Genomic DNA, 17,730 nt, shown 5'->3' on the forward strand with positions numbered 1-17,730 from the left:
TAAAATGGAAAATTCAATCAAGGTGATGAGATGACCCAGCGCATAATAAACCATGATACCTGTCCCCACGGCTTAAAGGTCAGAATGGTATAAATCGATTAATGATAGTTCTTTCGTGTGGTCTTTGTATTGGATTGATATTTTGTCATCAGCTGTCAGTTTTTTCTTTTTCCCATTATCCAGTAGTAATGTGTTTTCATCAAGAAACGTATACGTGATGTTGATTCCATCCATCAGGTTTGCCGGTGTGGATAGATCTTCTCGCATCTCATACACGATCATATTGTCAGTATAGCCTTGATTCAGCTGCTCTTTTCTAAGTAACAGATAGCGGTTGTCTTGTTTTGAGGAAAAAGTCAGTGTAACCGTGTTCCCTTGTGTTTGGATTGTCGTTTGAACATCGTTTGGATCTGCTATCCACATTTTTATATAGAACAGGTAATAGCCAATGATCAACACGAGGAAAAGGGATAGTAGTGAGGTGACGATCGTGAATATTTTCTTTCTGTTCTTTGATCGTACCTTTTTGAAGTAGTCCACATTTCTATCCTCTTTTGCCTGTACATGCACATGTTCTGACATCCATTCTTCTCGCATGTCATGTACATATTCTCTACAATCTTTGCACTGCTCCATATGTACGTCCATTTGCCTATTGGTCTCTTCGCTCGTTAAATGTTCCAGATAGCTCGGAACCAGATCTTTAAACACATGATGATTCATTTTATTGATCACCCTTTCTTATCTGTTGTTTGGCACGGTAAAATGTGACTCTTGCCCAATTCTCTGTTTCTCCCAAAATTGAGCCGATGTCTTTGAACGATAAATTCCCCAATAACCTGAGATAAAGGAGCTCACGTTTTTTCTCGCTAAGTTGTTGCGCCTGCTGAAAAAAGTGGATTTTGTCTTCGTTTTGAATATATTGGTCTTCCACATTGTAAACGGGAGTGTGTTCATTGCTTAGTGATTCCACTAACCGGTGCTTCTTCCTTTCGCGATTCACTTCTTGCAGCCAAACGTTCTTGGCAATCGAACAGAGCCAGGTTGAAAACGAGGCTTTTCCATTTTCTCGAAAATGATCGATGGACTTGATGGCCTGATAAAATGTCTCTTGAGTCAACTCCTCGGCAGCTTGAGCGTCATTTGTCAGGGTTACTAGGTATCTAAAAATAAAATCTGCGTATTCTTGATAAACTTCTTCCTTATCCACGTCTTACCTCCTTTTCGATAAAGTTGTGGTCACAAGAGAATGAATCCTTTTAAAGACTTAATCATCTATTACTCCAGAAAAACGTTCATTCGTTACAAAAAATATGTAAAAATTTCTCAAGGACTAGATTACAGGAAAAACTTCCTTTAGAGAATGGTTTTTTTTCTATTGTCATTGATTTCACACGCCACGGTACCTGTCCCCATGGCTCACAACGAAAAAAGCCACCCGCAACTCGTGGGTGGCTGAATTCATTTTAAGCTACTTCCGTTTCTTCCTTCTCCCCAGTCCCTTTCGACTTAAAGCTGATGAAGAACAGGATGGCAAGAAGAACGATGATGGAGACGAATACCATCATATTGGATTCAATCAGACTAACAAGGTTTCCAAGCACGATGCCGACTAAACCGAAGTCTGCATCTCCAAACGTAGTTCCCTGGAATCCGAGTGAACTTAATACCGGTAATAGGAGGGCCGGCAGGAAGCTGATCATGACTCCGTTCGCCATGGAACCGATGACGGCACCGCGGCGTCCGCCTGTGGCATTACCAAACACTCCGGCCGCTGCCCCTGTGAAGAAGTGGGGGACGAGTCCCGGAACGATGACTTTCAATCCTAGTAGTGGAAGGAAAAGCATGCTCACAAGTCCGGCGATGAAGCTGAATAGAAATCCGATGATGACGGCGTTCCCTGCAAATGGGAAGATCGCCGGGCAATCAAGGGCGGGTTTAGCATTCGGGACGACTTTGTCCGCGATCCCTTTGAAGGCAGGTACGATTTCACCAAGGAGCATGCGCACCCCTGCTAAAATGATGTACACACCAACAGCGAATGTGATCCCTTGCATAAAGGCGAAAACAAGGAAGTTCTGTCCTCCGCTTAATTCTCCTTCGACGAAAGCTGGACCGGCTGCGCCAGCTACGACGAAGAACAGGATGACCATTGTCAGGGAAACGGAAACGGATGTATCGCGCAGGAATCCGAGTGACTTTGGCACTTTGATTTCTTCTGTCGATTTGCTTCCTTTTCCAACGGCTTTCCCGACCATCGCTGACACTAAATACCCGATCGATCCGAAGTGACCGACGGCAAAATCATCTGAACCCGTGACTTTGCGAGTGAACGGCTGAAGCATTGCTGGAGACAGGACCATCAATGCCCCAAGGATGATCGAACCAAGAACGATCAACGGTACTCCCGTGAATCCACCGGTCGTCAGGATAACGGCGATCATGCAGGCCATGAACATGGTATGATGTCCTGTTAAGAAGATGTATTTAAAAGGACTGAATCGTGCAATCAGAATATTGACCACCATACCGAACAGCATGATCATCGCGGTTTCCGTACCGAAGCTTTCCTGTGCAAGAGCCACGATCGCTTCGTTGTTCGGGATGACCCCATCGACTTCGAAGGCATGATTGAACATGCTGCTGAATTGCCCAAGGGACTGGACGAGTACATTTGCACCCGCCCCGAGGATGACGAAGCCCATGACCGTTTTAAGGGTTCCGGACACGACATCCCCCGAATTCTTCCGTTGAATAAGGAGCCCGATTAAGGCGAATAGACCGACAAGGATCGCAGGTGTACCGAGTATATCCTTCATTATGATATCAATCATGTGTATCGCTCCTTCTTTTTAAAAGTGGACTAGATATTTTGTTCCAATGCTGCGCGAAGTTCATTCTTATCCATCAAGTTCTTCAACTTCACCACATTCTTGCGGCCATCTTCAAGGCTCTCGACGATATCTTCAGAACCGAGGAATAGATCCGCTTGTTCCGTCTTGGCTGTTGTCAAATCCGTGTGGGATACTTCTGCTTCTTTCCCCATATCCTTCAATGCTGCTTTTACGTTCATTTCTACGATCATGCTGCTTCCTAATCCGTTTCCACATACGACTAATACTTTTTTCATTTTCATTTCCTCCTCAAATTTATACTTCGACTGTTTGATTGATTAATTCGATGATGGTTTCTTGATCGTTTGCTGCGATCAACTTTTCAACATTGCCTTCATTTGATAATAATTCAGTAAGCTGTGCGAGTGCTTTCAAGTGCGTTTGATTATCGATCGCCGCGAGCACGATGATGAGTTGGGCGCGGTGCTTTTCTTTTTCGGAAAAATAAACCGGTTCCTCAAGTCGCAGGAAGCTCATCCCCAGCTGTTCGACACCTGTTTCAGGACGTGCGTGGGGGATGGCGATATTCGGTGCGATGACGATATAAGGACCCAATTCCTTCACGTTCGTGATCATCGCTTCCACATAATCCGGTCGGATCGATTGCTGTTTGACAAGGGGCTCACTCGCCACCTTGATGGCTTCCTCCCAATCCGTGACACGGTCTTTCAGCTGGATCGTCTGTTCTGTCAGTAATTCATTAAGCATAGGCTTTCTGAGCTCCTTTATCGTGGGAGTAGTTTGTTCTAAAAGCTGGACCAGTTCTTTCTTCAATGCGTCTTCTTCATGGACGGTTGCGTATCGCTTGATCACATCCATCAGAAGATCGGTCCGGTTCTTTTCGGTCGGCTTCGAGTCGAAAAGCTCGTTCATCCTTTGCATGACCCGTTCCTTTTCGGAATTGGTCAAAATGGCGGGCACGTGGATGACGGGAATCTCTTTTTCTTTTATATAATTGGTGGAGAATATAATATCCGCCTCGTACTCGTTCGTTCGATAGTCCCTCATGGAGAGCGTCGTGATGACATTCAGCCCGGCAATCAGATTCTCGAGCTGGGTCCGGAGCATATTGGATGTCCCGATCCCGTTTTCACAGACGATCAGGGCTTTGAACTTCGTCTCGACCTTTTTCTTCTCTTTCGTCAACCATCCTCCGAAGTGAAGAGTGATATAAGCTGCCTCTTCATCGGGTACGGATTTCCCAACATATAGTTCCAGATGTCTCATGACCCGCTTAGTCAGGTGAAAGATGTCCGGGTACGTCGTTTGAATGCTGTCAGCCAGATCATTCGCAATCGAGAGCCCGTACTTGAGCCGGTAAAACGTCGGTTTGATATGGGAGATCAGGTTTTCCTCTAGTCCCTGTTTGTCATCGAACACGACACAGGAGTAAAGCTGGAAATCATGGATCATCCGTTGAACGACTTCCTTCAGCCCGGATAATTCCTGTTCCGTATAGCGGTTGAAGTTATCCTGCTGGACTTTGGATCCGAGCAGGTTCATCGTAATGAAACAAACCTCATCATCCGGGAAAGTGACGTCCAGCTTATTGGTGATATGAAGGGCTGCCCGGTAGGCTTCAGTCTGTTTCAACACTTCTTTTTCCTCGTCAGGGACCGAAATGAACCTGTGCAGCTCGATCCGCTTCATGATCATCAGGATTTGAAGCGACAGGATCTCGACCATTTCATCGGTCAGCGTCAATCCCAATTCCTTTTCCGCTTCATAAAGAATTTCCCGCACCAGGCGTCTTTGCTCCGTTTCCTGTGACCACGTATCCGCTTCCGGTTGAATCATCCGATGAACCTCATTCCGGACATTCTGCCAATCATGGTGGGAAAATATGGTCGCAAGAATCGTGGAAAGCATTGTTCGCTTTGCCTCTTCGGGACCCTTCAACCGGTAGCCTGATCCTTTTTTGTAATAAAGGTGGAGTCCGGCTTCACGAAATTCCTTCTTGATGTCTTTAATCACCTTCGCGATCGTTCCCCGGCTCATGCTCGTAAGATCCATGAACCGCTGCATCGACGCATCCTGTTCCTCCAAGAGGATGGAGGCTTTAATCAGGACTTCGCGCTCTTCTTTCGATAACTGATACTGCCAATCTTCAAAACTCTGATCCTTCGAAATCATCAACTTCGATTTCGAATCAGGGGGCAAAAACAACCCCTTTCCATGCTGACTTTCAATCGGTTTCAAGCCTTCCGTCCTCAGCCAGCTGTTGATCTGATCGAGGTCGTAATAAATGGTCCTTTGGGACAGGTTCATTCTGGCAACCAGTTCCTTAGTCGGGACCGGGTCAGGCGAATGCTGAATGATGGATAATAAGTGTGCACGTCTTTTATCCAGTACCATGAGGATCCTCCTCTAGTTAATTTTGCATATTTATATTCTTGTTTAGTAGATGATCATCTTATGAGTCTAGTATATAGGTAATTAATCAGTAATGAAAGGGGTTTCACTGTGTAGAGTTTGTATGGGGTATTTTTGCAAAAATGAACAGTTGAGTGAAATGAGTGATGATACTGGGATTTTGGATTGTCAAAGGGTGCGAGGTTTGAAATAATTGGAAAGAGAAGCCGTATCAAGGAGGCAAACCATGACGAATGATTTTTATTGTGATGAGGTATTAAGCGGGAAAACAGAAGTGAAAAAGGTGCTCGAAACAGAAAATGTCCTTGCCTACCATCACACCAGGCCGTTTTATCCTGTCCATATCGTGGCGATTCCCAAGAAACATGTTCCATCACTCCTCACACTGGAAGAAGAGGATAACGAATTATTGCTCGAACTATTAGGCGTCATAAAAAAAGTTGCGCGAATGGTCACGAATGAGCATGGTGCGTGTAAAGTCATCACAAATATGGGAGACTACCAGGACTCGAAGCACCTTCACTGGCATATTGTTTCTGGTAAGGCCTTGCGATAGAACTGAGAGTAAGAAAGGAGGAAACACATGACCAATCAAGAAACCTGTCCATTCTGCCATCCGGAACAGGACAAAGATCAAAACATCGTATTCGAAAATGAATCCTGCTTTTTCTTGCAGCATAACAAGCACCAGGATGTACTGCAAGGGTCCGGCGTCATCGTGCCGAAAAGTCATCACGCCAATGCTTTCGAGTTAACAAAAAAAGAATGGAACGATACATATGAGTTGTTACAGCAAGCAAAAGTGTACCTAGACGAAGAGTATTCCCCGGACGGCTATACCCTTGGATGGAATGTCGGAGAGGTATCCAATCAGTTTATTTTCCATTGTCATCTGCAAGTGATCCCGAGATATAATGACGAACCGCTGGCCGGAAAAGGGGTTCGTTACTGGTTAAAGCAACCGGAAAATAAAAGGAAGACTTCGAATGTAAAATAGGAAGAAATTTGAAACAGGAGTGGTCAGAATGGAAGTAAAGGTATCAACGAACAATGAGAACCTGCGAATCAAATGGCAGTTAAGTCAAATAGACATTCCTCTTTCAGAAATCAAAGACGTAACGATGGATGATACATATGGTGGTGAAGATCATAAGGCCATCCGAATCGGATTACCTTATGGTCACACAGATAGAGTCGTCATCAAGACCCATTCTGAGACGTATATTCTCTATACAAGCAATGGTGGATTAAAAGACAAGATTCTATCATTCTTGGAAGCAAGTTAAATGAGTTTCTGGATGTGGGTCGCCATTTCTTTACCACTGGTTGGCGGTACCGTCGCTGCTCATTCCGGTAAGAAAAAAACGGAAAGAAAACATGTGATTGCCTTGCTGTGGTTTATTGTGGCCGTGATACTCTTTTTCTTTTGGTGGTTTAACAGAGGAATTTAATAGGGGGTGGCAACTTGTTGATGTTAGAGGGATGGCTGCCAATCATCGTGCTTTTTGTCATTTCAGCTTGCCTGATTGTGGTGATGGCCAGGTATACCCGTAATCATATCGTATTCAGTTTGTCTGCACTATTGGGCAGTGTCTGTCTTGGAACCATTCTATTCAGTATATTCATGGTCGGCGGCTGGGATGGGATGGCAATCGGTTTTTATGCCATTGCTGTGTTTCTTGGTCTAGCTATCGGAACGGCTATCAGCCCGTTCGTTAAGAAAAAGGAAGGGGTGAGTGGATGATGGCACTATTGACGGCGATCGGTGATGTCATCGCGGCCATTGCTGTATCGTTTCTGAAGGATAGAAAGAAATGATCCCCGATTCTACTATATTAGCCGTTTGCCCAAATCCACATCTAAACTATCCCGCTTCTCTCCATGGAGGCGGGATTCTTATATGATTTTTTCCAAAGGTAATCCTTATTTCCATAAAATAACGTTTGTGTAATAGGGAAATATATATAGTTTTCTTTCGTAATTCAGTAAAATAGAAGATGTGGGTCCATTCGCCTACCTGAATAATGGAAGCGTCTTCTTCTAAGCCGCATGGTGGCCGGAAGGAATTTAGGTGAGTTGTTCAACAAGATCGTTCGGAATCCGATATAAATAAGAAAGCATCCCTTGACACCTTCCACGGTGAAAATCCGTCTGGAAAAGAATAACTTGATCACCCCACAAGGGATTCAACAGCTGCATGATCATCGCAAAAGGGGAGAGGTTAATGGAGTTTGTTCTGTTAGTCGCCATTTCATTCATTCCTGTCATCATTTCAGGATCGCTATTATTCTATTCAAAATCCACCTTAAGCAAAGCGCTATCCTTATTTTTATTCCTATTATGTTTGTGGCAGATTGATATTGCCTTTTTATATGCCAATGACTATTTTTCTCTTGAATTGATCGATCATGCATTCAGGATCTTCCGCATCGGTCCGATTCTGATCATGCCGGTCATGTATTATTTTGCGTACTATCTTGTACAGAGGCATGATGAGCTTAGAAAATATCACATGTTCTTTAATAAAGGCGTTCTCCTGTTCCTCGTTGGATTCAGTCTCATTGTATATGGGATTAATTTCACCACAATCGGAGTCACCTCGTATTCGGTCGTCCCTGAAACAACGTTTGCTCCTTCTCACTTCATTCCGGTGTACGGGATGCTTAATTCTACTTTTATCATAAATGTGCTATTGGTGTTTGTTCACACGTTTTTTCTTTTTGGTCTTACATTAAAGCTACATGATACCTTTTTTCGTCTTTTTTATTCCAAGCTTGTGTTCGGCTCCTTCTTTGTTTTCCTAAATGGGGTCATCAGCGGGTTTGGTGTGCTGCCTTTATATTTCTCAAGCTTCAATTCCATCCTTGTCGCCATCCTCCTGTTTCTCGGCTTCTTCCAGATGCAATCGGAACAGCTGAATGTGGCGAATGACAGTCTCGTGAAACAAAGCAATCTGTTGGAAGAGATCATGAATATCAACCCGAACTATCTGGTTGTGTTGGATAAAGAGAATCGGATCGTGAAGATCAATCATTCCATTTGTGCCTTATTGTTGATATCCGGAGAACAGATGATGGGCATGAGATTTTCCAACTTCCTGAAGGCGCATCAGTTGAAAATCACTCGCGGTGAATTGCAAAAGCTGACTCGCATGAACGGCGAAGTTCATTATATCCAATGGGGCACCACGACCTTGCGCTATCATGACAAGGAACTGTACACCTTGTTTTATGGAATCGACTTCACCAATCAGAAACAGAATGAACAGCTTCTCCTCTCCACTGAAAAAAGCAAGGTCATCGGGGAACTTGCCGCAAGCATAGCCCATGAGATACGAAATCCGCTGACAACGGTGAGGGGATTCATCCAACTTATGAAAGAAAAAAACGTGGAAAGTCAGTATGAAGGGATCATGCTCAAAGAAATCGATCGGGTAAATGAAGTGTTGAGGGAGTTATTGCTGCTCGCAAAGCCCGAAGCGAATGATGATGGCGACCTCCGCAAAGAAGATATGCAGCTTAATATCCATCATGAGGTCAATCATGTGAGGATCCTGTTCGACGCCGTTGCCGCTGAGCAGAACAAGAGGATCTACATGTCGAGTTCCCTCCCGTCGGAGACCCGGGTTGCCTTTCATGAATCTCATTTTAAACAAGTGCTCCTCAATACGATCAAGAACAGTCTTGAAGCCGTCGAGGAAAAAGGCAAGATCAAAATCAAGCTCGATCAGTCGAATGGTTGCATCCGGGTCCGGATCATCGATAACGGAAAAGGCATCTCCAAAAAGCGCCTGGCCCGGATCGGGGAACCTTACTTCACCAATAAAGAGAAAGGGACTGGCATCGGCCTCACCATCTGTTTCAAGCTCATGAAAGACTACAACGGCGAAATGACCGTCAAGAGTAAAGTAGGCTGGGGAACGACCGTGACTCTCCTCTTGCCGGAGAAAAACTGACCCTCTTGTGAAAACGAGAGGTTTTTTTCATTGAAGTGAGTAGGGGATTGTGAAATGGTCTGATTTTTGAAATAATTGGGATTGTAGGATCAAATTGGTTTTATGGAGGTAGCTTATGTCACACGAAGAAAAATTAACCGGCGGGAATGTCTCGACCGTCTACCGATTCGGAGATACTGTCCGTCGGGAACTGAAGCCTGAGAGCGCCAGGATTCACAAACTTCTGGACCACCTCAAAAAGAAAGGATTCCAGCACTCACCGGCGTTTCTCGGCATCGATGAGAAAGGCAGAGAAATCTTATCTTTTATAGAAGGGGAAGCCGGAAATTATCCGTTAAAGGAATATATGTGGTCAGATGAGGTACTGAGCGGTATTGCGAAGATGCTCAGGCACTATCATGACGCCGTGAGCGATTTCCCCATCGACGACGGCTGGGAACCGATCGATCTCACGCCAGAACCCTTTGAGGTGTTATGCCACAATGACTTCGCTATATACAACATCATTTTCAACAAAAAGCATCCTGCAGGAATCATCGATTTCGACGTGGCGGGACCCGGTCCGAGGCGGTGGGACATCGCCTATACCCTGTACACCTGTGTACCATTGAGCCGCGTCCGGTATTCAGAGACCGGTGAGGCTATACATTACGAACGGGAACGGGATGCAGCGAGGATCAAAGAGCGGGTGAAACGATTCTTTCAATCGTATGGTATTGATTTTGGACTAGAGGATCTTCAGATGGTCCTTCGTCGATTGGAAGCAATCTGTCAAACCATCCACCGGAAAGCAAGGGAAGGCGACCCTGCTTTTCAAAAGATGATCGAAGAAGGGCACGTGGAACATTACCAGAAGGATATCGCGTTTGTTCGGGAAAACCTTAATGATTGGGTAGAGGAGGCGTAAATCATGGCAGAATTGAAAAGCGTTGGAGAAGTGAAATTAGTGGGGGTCAGGGTCTTGTGCTCCGGAGATGAGTACGTGCAGGAAATCCCGAAAGCGGCTATGAAGTTACAAGAAAGAAAGGGAGAAATCCAGAACATGTTACAACCGGAACGGCAGATCGGTGCCTTTATCGTTGAAGAATCGTCCCCGGAAGAAGACGGTTACTGGATTGGATTGCAGGTTAGTGAATACAGAGACATTCCAGTAGACATGACGTCTTTGACCATCCCGTCCAGTACATATGGAACGATTCTTCATCAGGGGCCAAATCATCGCATCCGTCAGAGCTACGAGCAGCTGCATCAGTGGATCCGTGAAAACAGGTATACCCGTTCCACGAAGAGCTGGAATCTAGAAATCTATCAAAAAGAAAACCGGCCGGGGGACCCATCTGATGTGCGGGTGGAATTGTATGATGCCATTCTGCCTCAAGGGGAGGAGTAGTGTTGAAGAAAGCGTCCTTCATGATCGCAGGTTTATTATTGGTCGGTGGCTGCCAAGACATCGATTCGGACCTGACGGAAGAACAGGCAAAAGCCATCGTCATGAAGCACCATGGTGGCACTGTTGAAATCATCTCCGTCACCAAAGAGTGGAACAAGTATATTGTTTCTTGGGAGAATGAAGAAAATTGTGAATGGGGAAAAGACACTGTGAATTCTAAAGGGAAAATTGAAAAAGGGGAGACCTCTATATGTTGAGGCGTGGATGCATACTATTTATTTCGATTACTATTATCCTTGTGCTAGGAGCCTGCACAACTGATATTGCAGGAAATGAAAAACAAAACATCGTCGTCGAGAAGCAGGTTGGAAATGAAGATAAATATGAAGAGTTTAACAAGGTCACGGATACCAAACAGGTGGAAGAGGTAAGGGGAATCCTCCGTGATGTCCACTGGCAGGATGCACAAGTAGATTTCATCCGTCCTCCTGATTATCGGTTTATGTATGAATTTAAAAATCCGAATATCGATACAAAGGCCATGTTGCACCAGGTGTGGATCAGTCCGATGAAAGATGAACTCGAGGTCATGCAGGGTACCGATGAGTATGCCAAGCTGACAAAGGAAGACTCTGCTCGTTTGTTTGAAATTTTGACGGGGGAGAGTTTAGGAGACTGAGCGGGGTTCTAAGTGTAAAGAAAATTCGACTAACCGGCACGATTATCTCATATCCCGCATGATTTCTTCTATATCCGCACGATAAATGGGAACCCCGCATGATTGTTTCAGATCTCGCATGAAAGTGATTGAAAAAGGGTGATGATATGAGTGAAGTACCAATCAGATGCACAGGAGTCGCCGTCGTCATACTGAAAAAGGTTGATGATCAATACAAAGTATTACTCGTAAAAAGAGCCGAGTCTGTATTAAAAGATGCATGGTGCTATATCGGCGGAGGAATCGAAGAGGGCGAGAAAGCATGGGAAGCCGCATACAGAGAGGTGGAAGAAGAGACAGGCATCACAAACGTTTCCTTATATTCTGCCAACACCTTTGATCGGATCTATTCCATTGAAGGGAATTACATCTACATCGCGCCTGTGTTTGTGGGATTCGTACCAGAAGATCAGGAAGTGGTGTTAAACGAAGAGCATAGCGACTTTAGATGGCTGTCCTTTGAAGACGCCATGGGCATTGTGTCTTTACCTGGAAATGAGGAAGTACTATCGTTCATCGAGAAGCATTTCGTGAAGAAAGAAGCTCCGGATTACTTGCAGGTTAGACGTTGAGAATTGAGGAACCATAAAAGGAGAGTGCAAAAAATGGATGTTTTCAAAAGCCAATATGACTGGATCCGCCGTACCAGAGAATTATTATTTCGTTATTGTGAAACGATGTCCCAAGCAGATTATGTAAAAGAACTTGAAGCGTTTGGAGGAGATTCCATCCGCAATCTGCATGTTCACGTGGCGGATTGCTATCGCGTATGGCTGGGAAGCCGTGCTCTAGGTCGGTCCCTTCCTAAGATCACTGCGGATTCCGTAAACACTGTAGAGGAAATGCGTGACATTTTCAGAAAGACTGATGACCTCCTTCATGAATTTCTAGAGGAGTTCAAAGGGAAATGGGAGCACACCATGCACATATCCTTCGGGGAAGATGATAGTGCAGACATCACTGCATTATGGCTCTATACCCATACCGTCACACACGAATTTCACCATAAAGGACAAATCGTGAAAATAGGCAGACAGTTGGGATATATCCCCCCTGATACGGATCTTATCGAGCCTTAATGAAGAGTCGGCAAGCTGGTTGTAGTCGTTCAGATTGGTAGTCAGTCTTGCCGGAACTATTCACTGTCCCCAGAATTTTCATTCCACTCCGACGGTTTTACTCCTCCTCTCCAACAAAACCGTATCACGCCAAACCCCATCCATCTTGCCGACCCTTTCCCTGTGACCGATGATGCGAAAGCCATGTTTCTCATGGAGCCTCATGCTTGCCTTATTTTCCGGGAATATCCCCGCTTGCAGGGTCCAATACCCGTGTTTTTCACTCTCTTTCACTAAGCTATGGAGAAGAAGACTGCCAATCCCTTTACCCGCATGCTGGGTTGAAACGTACACACTCACTTCGGCAACCCCTTTATATACACATCTGCTTGAGACAGGACTCAGGGCAGCCCAACCTAATATGGAATCCTCTGACCTCGCTACGATGCGACCGATTACTATATGGGTGGTATCCCAATCTTCCCAGGACGGAATGCCTTTTTGGAAAGTTGCGTTCCCCGTCTCGATTCCTTCTTTGTAGATGGTAGCTACTTGATTCCAGTCATCCTTTTTCATTTCATCTATAAATCTCATTTGCGTATAAGCCCCCTTTTCCTTAGAATAATACAGAAATGTCTTGTCATCTACATATAAGTGAACTATTATATAAGCATACATTTATATTCAGGAGGTGAGTGGATGGCTGAGTTAGACAAAGCGGCAACGATTTTAAAGTTGCTGGGGGATAAGACCCGGTTAACCATGGTAAAGATACTGGATACGAACGACTGTTGTGTTTGTGAATTTGTGGAGATCTTCAAAGCAAGTCAGCCCGCCATCAGTCAACACGTCAGAAAATTAAAGGACGTGGGGATTGTAAGGGAGAAGCGGCGCGGTCAATGGATCATTTATTCCCTTAACCGCGAAAGTGAATTCTTCCCGATGATCCAAAGCCTCCTGGACCACCTGCCGAATCAGGACTTCAAACTGAAGGAATTAGAGCAGCAGGGCTTACGCATTTCATGTGAATAATAGGAGGTAAAAAAGGAATTATGACTATATTAGCATCAATGATTTTTCTCATCACCCTCGTGCTTGTCATTTGGCAGCCAAAAGGGCTTTCCATCGGCTGGTCAGCCATTGGCGGAGCCATCTTGGCATTGATCGTGGGGGTTGTCGATTTCAATGACGTGGTCGATGTGACAGGCATCGTCTGGAATGCGACATTAGCATTTATCGCGATTATCATTATTTCTCTCATCCTGGATGAGATCGGATTCTTTGAATGGGCTGCCTTGCATATGGCACGGGCGGCAAAGGGAAACGGCGTGAGGATGTTCGTTTACGTGTCACTCCTAGGTGCAGTGGTGGCGGCTCTTTTTGCCAACGATGGAGCGGCGCTGATCTTAACACCGATCGTTCTTGCGATGGTCCGGAACCTGAATTTCAGTGAGAAGCTTGTATTCCCGTTCATCATCGCCAGTGGATTCATTGCCGACACCACGTCCCTTCCATTAGTAGTCAGTAACCTCGTGAACATTGTGTCAGCTGACTTCTTCGGAATTGGGTTTGTGGAGTTTGCTTCCCGCATGATCGTTCCGAACCTGTTTTCATTAGGAGCAAGTATATTGGTCCTTTATCTCTTCTTCCGGAAGAGCATCCCGAAGAATTATGATGTTTCCCAGCTGAAGAAGCCTGTGGATGCCATACAGGACATCAAGATGTTCCGCCTTTCCTGGGTGGTGCTCTTGATCCTGCTTATCGGCTACTTCGCCAGTGAGTTCATTGGCGTGCCGGTTTCCATCATTGCAGGGATCGTGGCCATTTTCTTCTTAGGGATGGCAAGAAGAAGTGCAGCCGTCAATACGAAAACCGTCATTAAAGGGGCACCATGGGCGATTGTGTTCTTCTCGATCGGGATGTACGTGGTCGTGTATGGCTTGCGTAATGTAGGGCTGACGGACGTGCTTTCAGATGTCATCCAGGTGACGGCGGATCAAGGGTTATTCGCTGCCACGGTCGGAATGGGCTTCATCGCGGCGATTCTTTCGTCCATCATGAACAATATGCCGACGGTGATGATCGATGCCCTGGCGATTGCCGGTACGGATACGACGGGTGTCACGCGTGAAGCGTTGATTTATGCAAACGTCATCGGCTCGGATCTCGGACCGAAGATCACCCCGATTGGATCATTGGCCACATTATTATGGCTACACGTCCTTTCTTTAAAAGGAGTGAAAATCTCCTGGGGGACGTACTTTAAAACAGGGATCATCCTGACCATCCCAACCCTATTCATCACACTTGTCGGGCTCTATATCTGGTTATTAATCATCTAACAAACACTAAAGGAGAGATTCAACATGTCAAAGAAAACCATCTACTTCCTATGTACAGGGAATTCATGCCGAAGCCAAATGGCAGAAGGCTGGGCGAAGAAACACTTAGGTGACGAGTGGAACGTATACAGTGCAGGAATCGAAGCGCACGGATTGAACCCTAATGCGGTAAAAGCGATGAAAGAGGTCGATATCGACATTACAAATCAAACATCCGATATCATCGATCCTGAAATCCTGAATAACGCTGATCTTGTTGTCACACTATGCGGAGATGCAGCGGATAAATGTCCAATGACACCTCCTCATGTGAAACGTGTTCATTGGGGATTCGATGATCCTGCAAAGGCGGAAGGAACTGAAGAAGAGAAATGGGCATTCTTCCAACGCGTACGTGATGAAGTAGGGGAAAGAATCCACCGTTTTGCGGAAACCGGTGAATAAGGAAGCTTTAGGCAGTTGCACAGAAGCAGCTGCCTTTTTCTGAACCTCAGACTAAATAGAAGATAAACCCCGATACAGTGGACATGGTGATCACCGACAGAACAAAGGTCATGACCAGTTGTTTTTTGAAAATGGATTTTAGAAGGACCACTTCAGGAAGACTGGCTCCCGCTGAACTGATCATCATCGCCATGACAGGTCCGAGTGCCATTCCTTTCATGATCAGGATCTGTGAAATGGGGATCATACTTGAAAGACGTATATATAAAGGAACCCCGACAATGGCTGCGATCGGTATGAGCCACCAATGGTCCCTTCCGAAGAAACCTGAGATCCATTCCGTCGGGACGAGCCCATGTATGACGGCACCGATGGCTGCACCAATGATGAGATAGGGATAGACACTTCTCATCAAGTCAACGGTTTCCTTCCAGGCTCCCTTCATGGAGAACTTCTTCTCTTCTTCATTGAAACCGCTCATCATGACGTTCTTGACATACTTTTCAAATCCGAATGCCTCGACCAGGAAGCCGATGCTAATAGAGAAGATGGTCGTAATCACCGTATAAATAAAGGCTACTTTCCAACCGAGTACGACGCCCATAATCGTGAGGATCGTGGGATCTAAAACGGGTGAAGCGAATAAGAAGATCATCACGATTCCAAACGGCAGTTTCTTTTTCAACATGTTCACCACAACAGGTATCGTTGAACATGAGCAAAATGGTGTGACAAACGCAAAAGCAATCGCAGCGGCGGCACCCCAAGCCTTGTTTTTCCCTGAAATCATTCTCTCGATTTTTTCATAAGGGATGAATCCTTGCAGTAAACTGATGGCGAATGAAATGACCACAAACAACACTGTTAATTCCAGTGCAATTTCCAGAAAGCTTTTAACTGTTTCCCCCCACATATTGATCGTCCCCTTTCAGAATTAAACTGCCGGGCAGCAAGGGCTGCAGCATATTTGACCTTCGATTTTCTTAGTGTGGATGGATGATGCCGATTTAGCCTGTTGCGTCGCGATCCATTTCTGCATGTCGCGTATTTTTTCCTTTAAAATCATTTCTTCTTGATAGAAGTTAAACATTCATTTCTCCTCCTTTAATCAAAATATATTGATTTATTAATCAAAAAAAATTGATATATACTCGAAAAATTTAACAGGATGGCCTGAACAGGCAGCATAACTCAGCTGAAAGCAGGTGGTTGATCTCATCCTGGTTCAAACTGTAATAGCTCCAAGTCCCTTTCGTTTCTTTCTTCACAATGTTCGCATCTAGAAGGATCTTTAAGTGATAAGATAATTTCGACTGCTTCATATCCATAAGTGGAGCCAGGTCACATACACACATTTCGCCTTTCATCGTCAATACGTTCATAATCTGAAGCCTTTTTTGATCGGCAATGGCTTTGAATTTCTGTTCGTAGGTTTCAAAGATTTTCGCGTTGGATATGTCTTGTAAGGGAATGTCGTTTGTCATCATTCAATCCTCGTTTCTCATCAATTTTTCTTGATGTAATCATCTTATATCCATTATTTTCATGTGTCAAGCGATACATCAAATATATTTGATGTATTAGTGTTATCCTATGTTGTAAATTGGAGGTTGGTTCCTAAAATCAATTTTTTTTGATTTATTAGTTGCTATTCTGAAAAGTGAAACATATACTATGAGTATAAATCAAATAAAGTTGATGTATTATATTAATCAAATTTATTTGATTTAAAAATGAAAGGGGATGGTTGAAATGAATTTCATTAAGATATTACTAGGAGATAAGAAAAGTGATTCCCAAGAGTGTTGTCAGATTGAGATAAAAGAAGTGGTACAAGAACGGTGTTGTTCTTCTGAATAAAACGAATAAAGTTCAAGCTGCTAGTCTTCATACGGATATAATAGAAGAAATGTGTTGAGCTTTGCGATGAACGGAACCTCTTCGGCAGTGAGCTGAAGGGGTTCTGTCATTTTACGATCATCACAGGACATTTCACTCTCTTTGCTACTTTATGACTGACACTTCCTAAAACCATTTCCTGAAGAGTGTTCAATCCTCTGCTCCCAATCACCACTGCATCAAATTGGTGTTCGTTCGCGTGCTTCACGATGGTGGGACCCGGTTCCCCGTGTAAGTAGTGTGTTGTATAGTTAATCTTCGCATGTTTGATCTTTTGTTCGATTAGTAAAAGTTTCTGCTTCCTATGGGCAGCGGCGTCGGTTCCCCAATGCTGCAGTACATCGTCTTTGGATTGCTTCCCGTCAATGACATACACCACTTCAATGCTGCCGTCTTTTTGGCAGGAGGCAAGAGCGATGGCTTTTTCAGTTGCTCTAATAGAATGGTCGGACCCATCTGTTGCTAATAAGATTTTATTGAACATGATTGAATCTCCTTTCTATGTTGTTTCGAGATATGTAAGGTATTCGACTATCACCATCTAATATCCTTTACACTCATTTATGTAAATTTAATGGAAGAGTGTATCGTAATGGACGTATTTATAAGTAAATGAAAGGAAATAAGGTTTGTGAGCGTTTAATTGGAGGCTTCACA

General features: G+C 44.6%; 25 protein-coding genes. 15 read left to right on the plus strand and 10 right to left on the minus strand.

All coding sequences use genetic code 11. The features are described 5' to 3' along the window. Positions 1-72: 72 nt before the first annotated feature. From BVI01S_RS00950 to BVI01S_RS00970, 5 genes are all read right to left on the minus strand, one after another. Complete coding sequence (locus BVI01S_RS00950) at positions 73-723, minus strand: zf-HC2 domain-containing protein (RefSeq protein WP_061808861.1); 651 nt, start codon at positions 721-723, stop codon at positions 73-75. 1 nt (position 724) lies between these two features. Beyond that, positions 725-1,210, minus strand: a complete 486-nt coding sequence (locus BVI01S_RS00955) for an RNA polymerase sigma factor (protein ID WP_061808862.1) — start codon at positions 1,208-1,210, stop codon at positions 725-727. Positions 1,211-1,466: 256 nt separating this feature from the next. Beyond that, the gene (gene ulaA, locus BVI01S_RS00960) at positions 1,467-2,834 is read right to left on the minus strand and encodes a PTS ascorbate transporter subunit IIC (protein WP_034762086.1); all 1,368 of its coding nucleotides are present in this window, start codon (positions 2,832-2,834) and stop codon (positions 1,467-1,469) included. 29 nt (positions 2,835-2,863) lie between these two features. Next, positions 2,864-3,130, minus strand: a complete 267-nt coding sequence (locus BVI01S_RS00965; protein ID WP_044338820.1) for a PTS sugar transporter subunit IIB — start codon at positions 3,128-3,130, stop codon at positions 2,864-2,866. A 19-nt stretch (positions 3,131-3,149) separates the two neighbouring features. After that, positions 3,150-5,249 (minus strand): BglG family transcription antiterminator, encoded by a 2,100-nt coding sequence (locus BVI01S_RS00970; protein WP_061808863.1) that lies wholly within the window; start codon positions 5,247-5,249, stop codon positions 3,150-3,152. Between the two features lie 244 nt (positions 5,250-5,493). On the opposite strand from BVI01S_RS00970, the gene BVI01S_RS00975 reads away from it, so the two are divergent. From BVI01S_RS00975 to BVI01S_RS01025, 12 genes are all read left to right on the plus strand, one after another. Next, positions 5,494-5,823 (plus strand): HIT domain-containing protein, encoded by a 330-nt coding sequence (locus tag BVI01S_RS00975; RefSeq protein WP_061808864.1) that lies wholly within the window; start codon positions 5,494-5,496, stop codon positions 5,821-5,823. 27 nt (positions 5,824-5,850) lie between these two features. Continuing rightward, the gene (locus BVI01S_RS00980) at positions 5,851-6,264 is read left to right on the plus strand and encodes an HIT family protein (protein WP_061808865.1); all 414 of its coding nucleotides are present in this window, start codon (positions 5,851-5,853) and stop codon (positions 6,262-6,264) included. 28 nt (positions 6,265-6,292) lie between these two features. Beyond that, positions 6,293-6,553 (plus strand): SunI/YnzG family protein, encoded by a 261-nt coding sequence (locus tag BVI01S_RS00985; RefSeq protein WP_061808866.1) that lies wholly within the window; start codon positions 6,293-6,295, stop codon positions 6,551-6,553. After that, positions 6,554-6,718, plus strand: a complete 165-nt coding sequence (locus tag BVI01S_RS22380) for a hypothetical protein (protein ID WP_156477273.1) — start codon at positions 6,554-6,556, stop codon at positions 6,716-6,718. Between the two features lie 20 nt (positions 6,719-6,738). Next, complete coding sequence (locus tag BVI01S_RS00990; protein WP_244886822.1) at positions 6,739-7,011, plus strand: YesK family protein; 273 nt, start codon at positions 6,739-6,741, stop codon at positions 7,009-7,011. Between the two features lie 480 nt (positions 7,012-7,491). After that, positions 7,492-9,222 carry an ATP-binding protein gene (locus BVI01S_RS00995; protein WP_061808868.1) on the plus strand — a complete coding sequence of 577 codons (1,731 nt, stop codon included), beginning with the start codon at positions 7,492-7,494 and terminating at the stop codon, positions 9,220-9,222. A 115-nt stretch (positions 9,223-9,337) separates the two neighbouring features. Beyond that, a complete protein-coding gene (locus tag BVI01S_RS01000) occupies positions 9,338-10,129 on the plus strand; it encodes an aminoglycoside phosphotransferase family protein (protein WP_061808869.1) in 792 nt (263 codons plus the stop codon). 3 nt (positions 10,130-10,132) lie between these two features. Beyond that, positions 10,133-10,612 (plus strand): GyrI-like domain-containing protein, encoded by a 480-nt coding sequence (locus BVI01S_RS01005; protein WP_061808870.1) that lies wholly within the window; start codon positions 10,133-10,135, stop codon positions 10,610-10,612. A gap of 2 nt (positions 10,613-10,614) precedes the next feature. Continuing rightward, positions 10,615-10,869, plus strand: coding sequence for a hypothetical protein (locus tag BVI01S_RS01010; protein WP_061808871.1), 255 nt, complete (start codon positions 10,615-10,617; stop codon positions 10,867-10,869). Next, positions 10,863-11,291, plus strand: coding sequence for a YhfM domain-containing protein (locus tag BVI01S_RS01015; RefSeq protein ID WP_061808872.1), 429 nt, complete (start codon positions 10,863-10,865; stop codon positions 11,289-11,291). The genes BVI01S_RS01010 and BVI01S_RS01015 overlap by 7 nt, the downstream gene beginning before the upstream one ends. A 146-nt stretch (positions 11,292-11,437) precedes the next feature. Then, positions 11,438-11,902: an NUDIX hydrolase gene (locus BVI01S_RS01020; RefSeq protein ID WP_061808873.1), complete on the plus strand. Its 465-nt coding sequence runs from the start codon at positions 11,438-11,440 to the stop codon at positions 11,900-11,902. A gap of 33 nt (positions 11,903-11,935) precedes the next feature. Continuing rightward, positions 11,936-12,409: a DinB family protein gene (locus BVI01S_RS01025; protein WP_061808874.1), complete on the plus strand. Its 474-nt coding sequence runs from the start codon at positions 11,936-11,938 to the stop codon at positions 12,407-12,409. Between the two features lie 78 nt (positions 12,410-12,487). Here the strand turns inward: BVI01S_RS01025 and BVI01S_RS01030 are convergent, their stop codons facing one another. Further along, entirely contained in the window at positions 12,488-12,982 is a 495-nt protein-coding gene (locus BVI01S_RS01030) for a GNAT family N-acetyltransferase (RefSeq protein WP_061808875.1), read from the minus strand. A gap of 105 nt (positions 12,983-13,087) precedes the next feature. On the opposite strand from BVI01S_RS01030, the gene BVI01S_RS01035 reads away from it, so the two are divergent. Genes BVI01S_RS01035 through arsC form a run of 3 tightly spaced genes read left to right on the plus strand, consistent with a single transcriptional unit; the run spans position 13,088 to position 15,174 of the window. Further along, the gene (locus BVI01S_RS01035) at positions 13,088-13,420 is read left to right on the plus strand and encodes an ArsR/SmtB family transcription factor (protein WP_034762118.1); all 333 of its coding nucleotides are present in this window, start codon (positions 13,088-13,090) and stop codon (positions 13,418-13,420) included. Positions 13,421-13,440: 20 nt separating this feature from the next. After that, a complete protein-coding gene (locus tag BVI01S_RS01040; RefSeq protein WP_034762121.1) occupies positions 13,441-14,730 on the plus strand; it encodes an arsenical efflux pump membrane protein ArsB in 1,290 nt (429 codons plus the stop codon). A 24-nt stretch (positions 14,731-14,754) separates the two neighbouring features. After that, positions 14,755-15,174 (plus strand): arsenate reductase (thioredoxin), encoded by a 420-nt coding sequence (gene arsC, locus BVI01S_RS01045; protein WP_034762123.1) that lies wholly within the window; start codon positions 14,755-14,757, stop codon positions 15,172-15,174. Positions 15,175-15,220: 46 nt separating this feature from the next. Here arsC and BVI01S_RS01050 read toward each other — a convergent pair whose 3' ends face one another. The 4 genes from BVI01S_RS01050 to BVI01S_RS01060 form a co-directional block, all read right to left on the minus strand. Continuing rightward, positions 15,221-16,087, minus strand: coding sequence for a permease (locus BVI01S_RS01050; protein ID WP_061808876.1), 867 nt, complete (start codon positions 16,085-16,087; stop codon positions 15,221-15,223). A gap of 21 nt (positions 16,088-16,108) precedes the next feature. Further along, positions 16,109-16,264: a hypothetical protein gene (locus tag BVI01S_RS22385; RefSeq protein WP_156030111.1), complete on the minus strand. Its 156-nt coding sequence runs from the start codon at positions 16,262-16,264 to the stop codon at positions 16,109-16,111. A 70-nt stretch (positions 16,265-16,334) separates the two neighbouring features. Continuing rightward, a complete protein-coding gene (locus BVI01S_RS01055; RefSeq protein WP_034762127.1) occupies positions 16,335-16,658 on the minus strand; it encodes an ArsR/SmtB family transcription factor in 324 nt (107 codons plus the stop codon). Between the two features lie 482 nt (positions 16,659-17,140). Next, positions 17,141-17,557 (minus strand): universal stress protein, encoded by a 417-nt coding sequence (locus BVI01S_RS01060; protein WP_034762128.1) that lies wholly within the window; start codon positions 17,555-17,557, stop codon positions 17,141-17,143. Positions 17,558-17,730 lie beyond the last annotated feature (173 nt).

It is taken from the genome of Rossellomorea vietnamensis NBRC 101237 (genome assembly GCF_001591825.1).
Classification (GTDB): domain Bacteria; phylum Bacillota; class Bacilli; order Bacillales; family Bacillaceae_B; genus Rossellomorea; species Rossellomorea vietnamensis.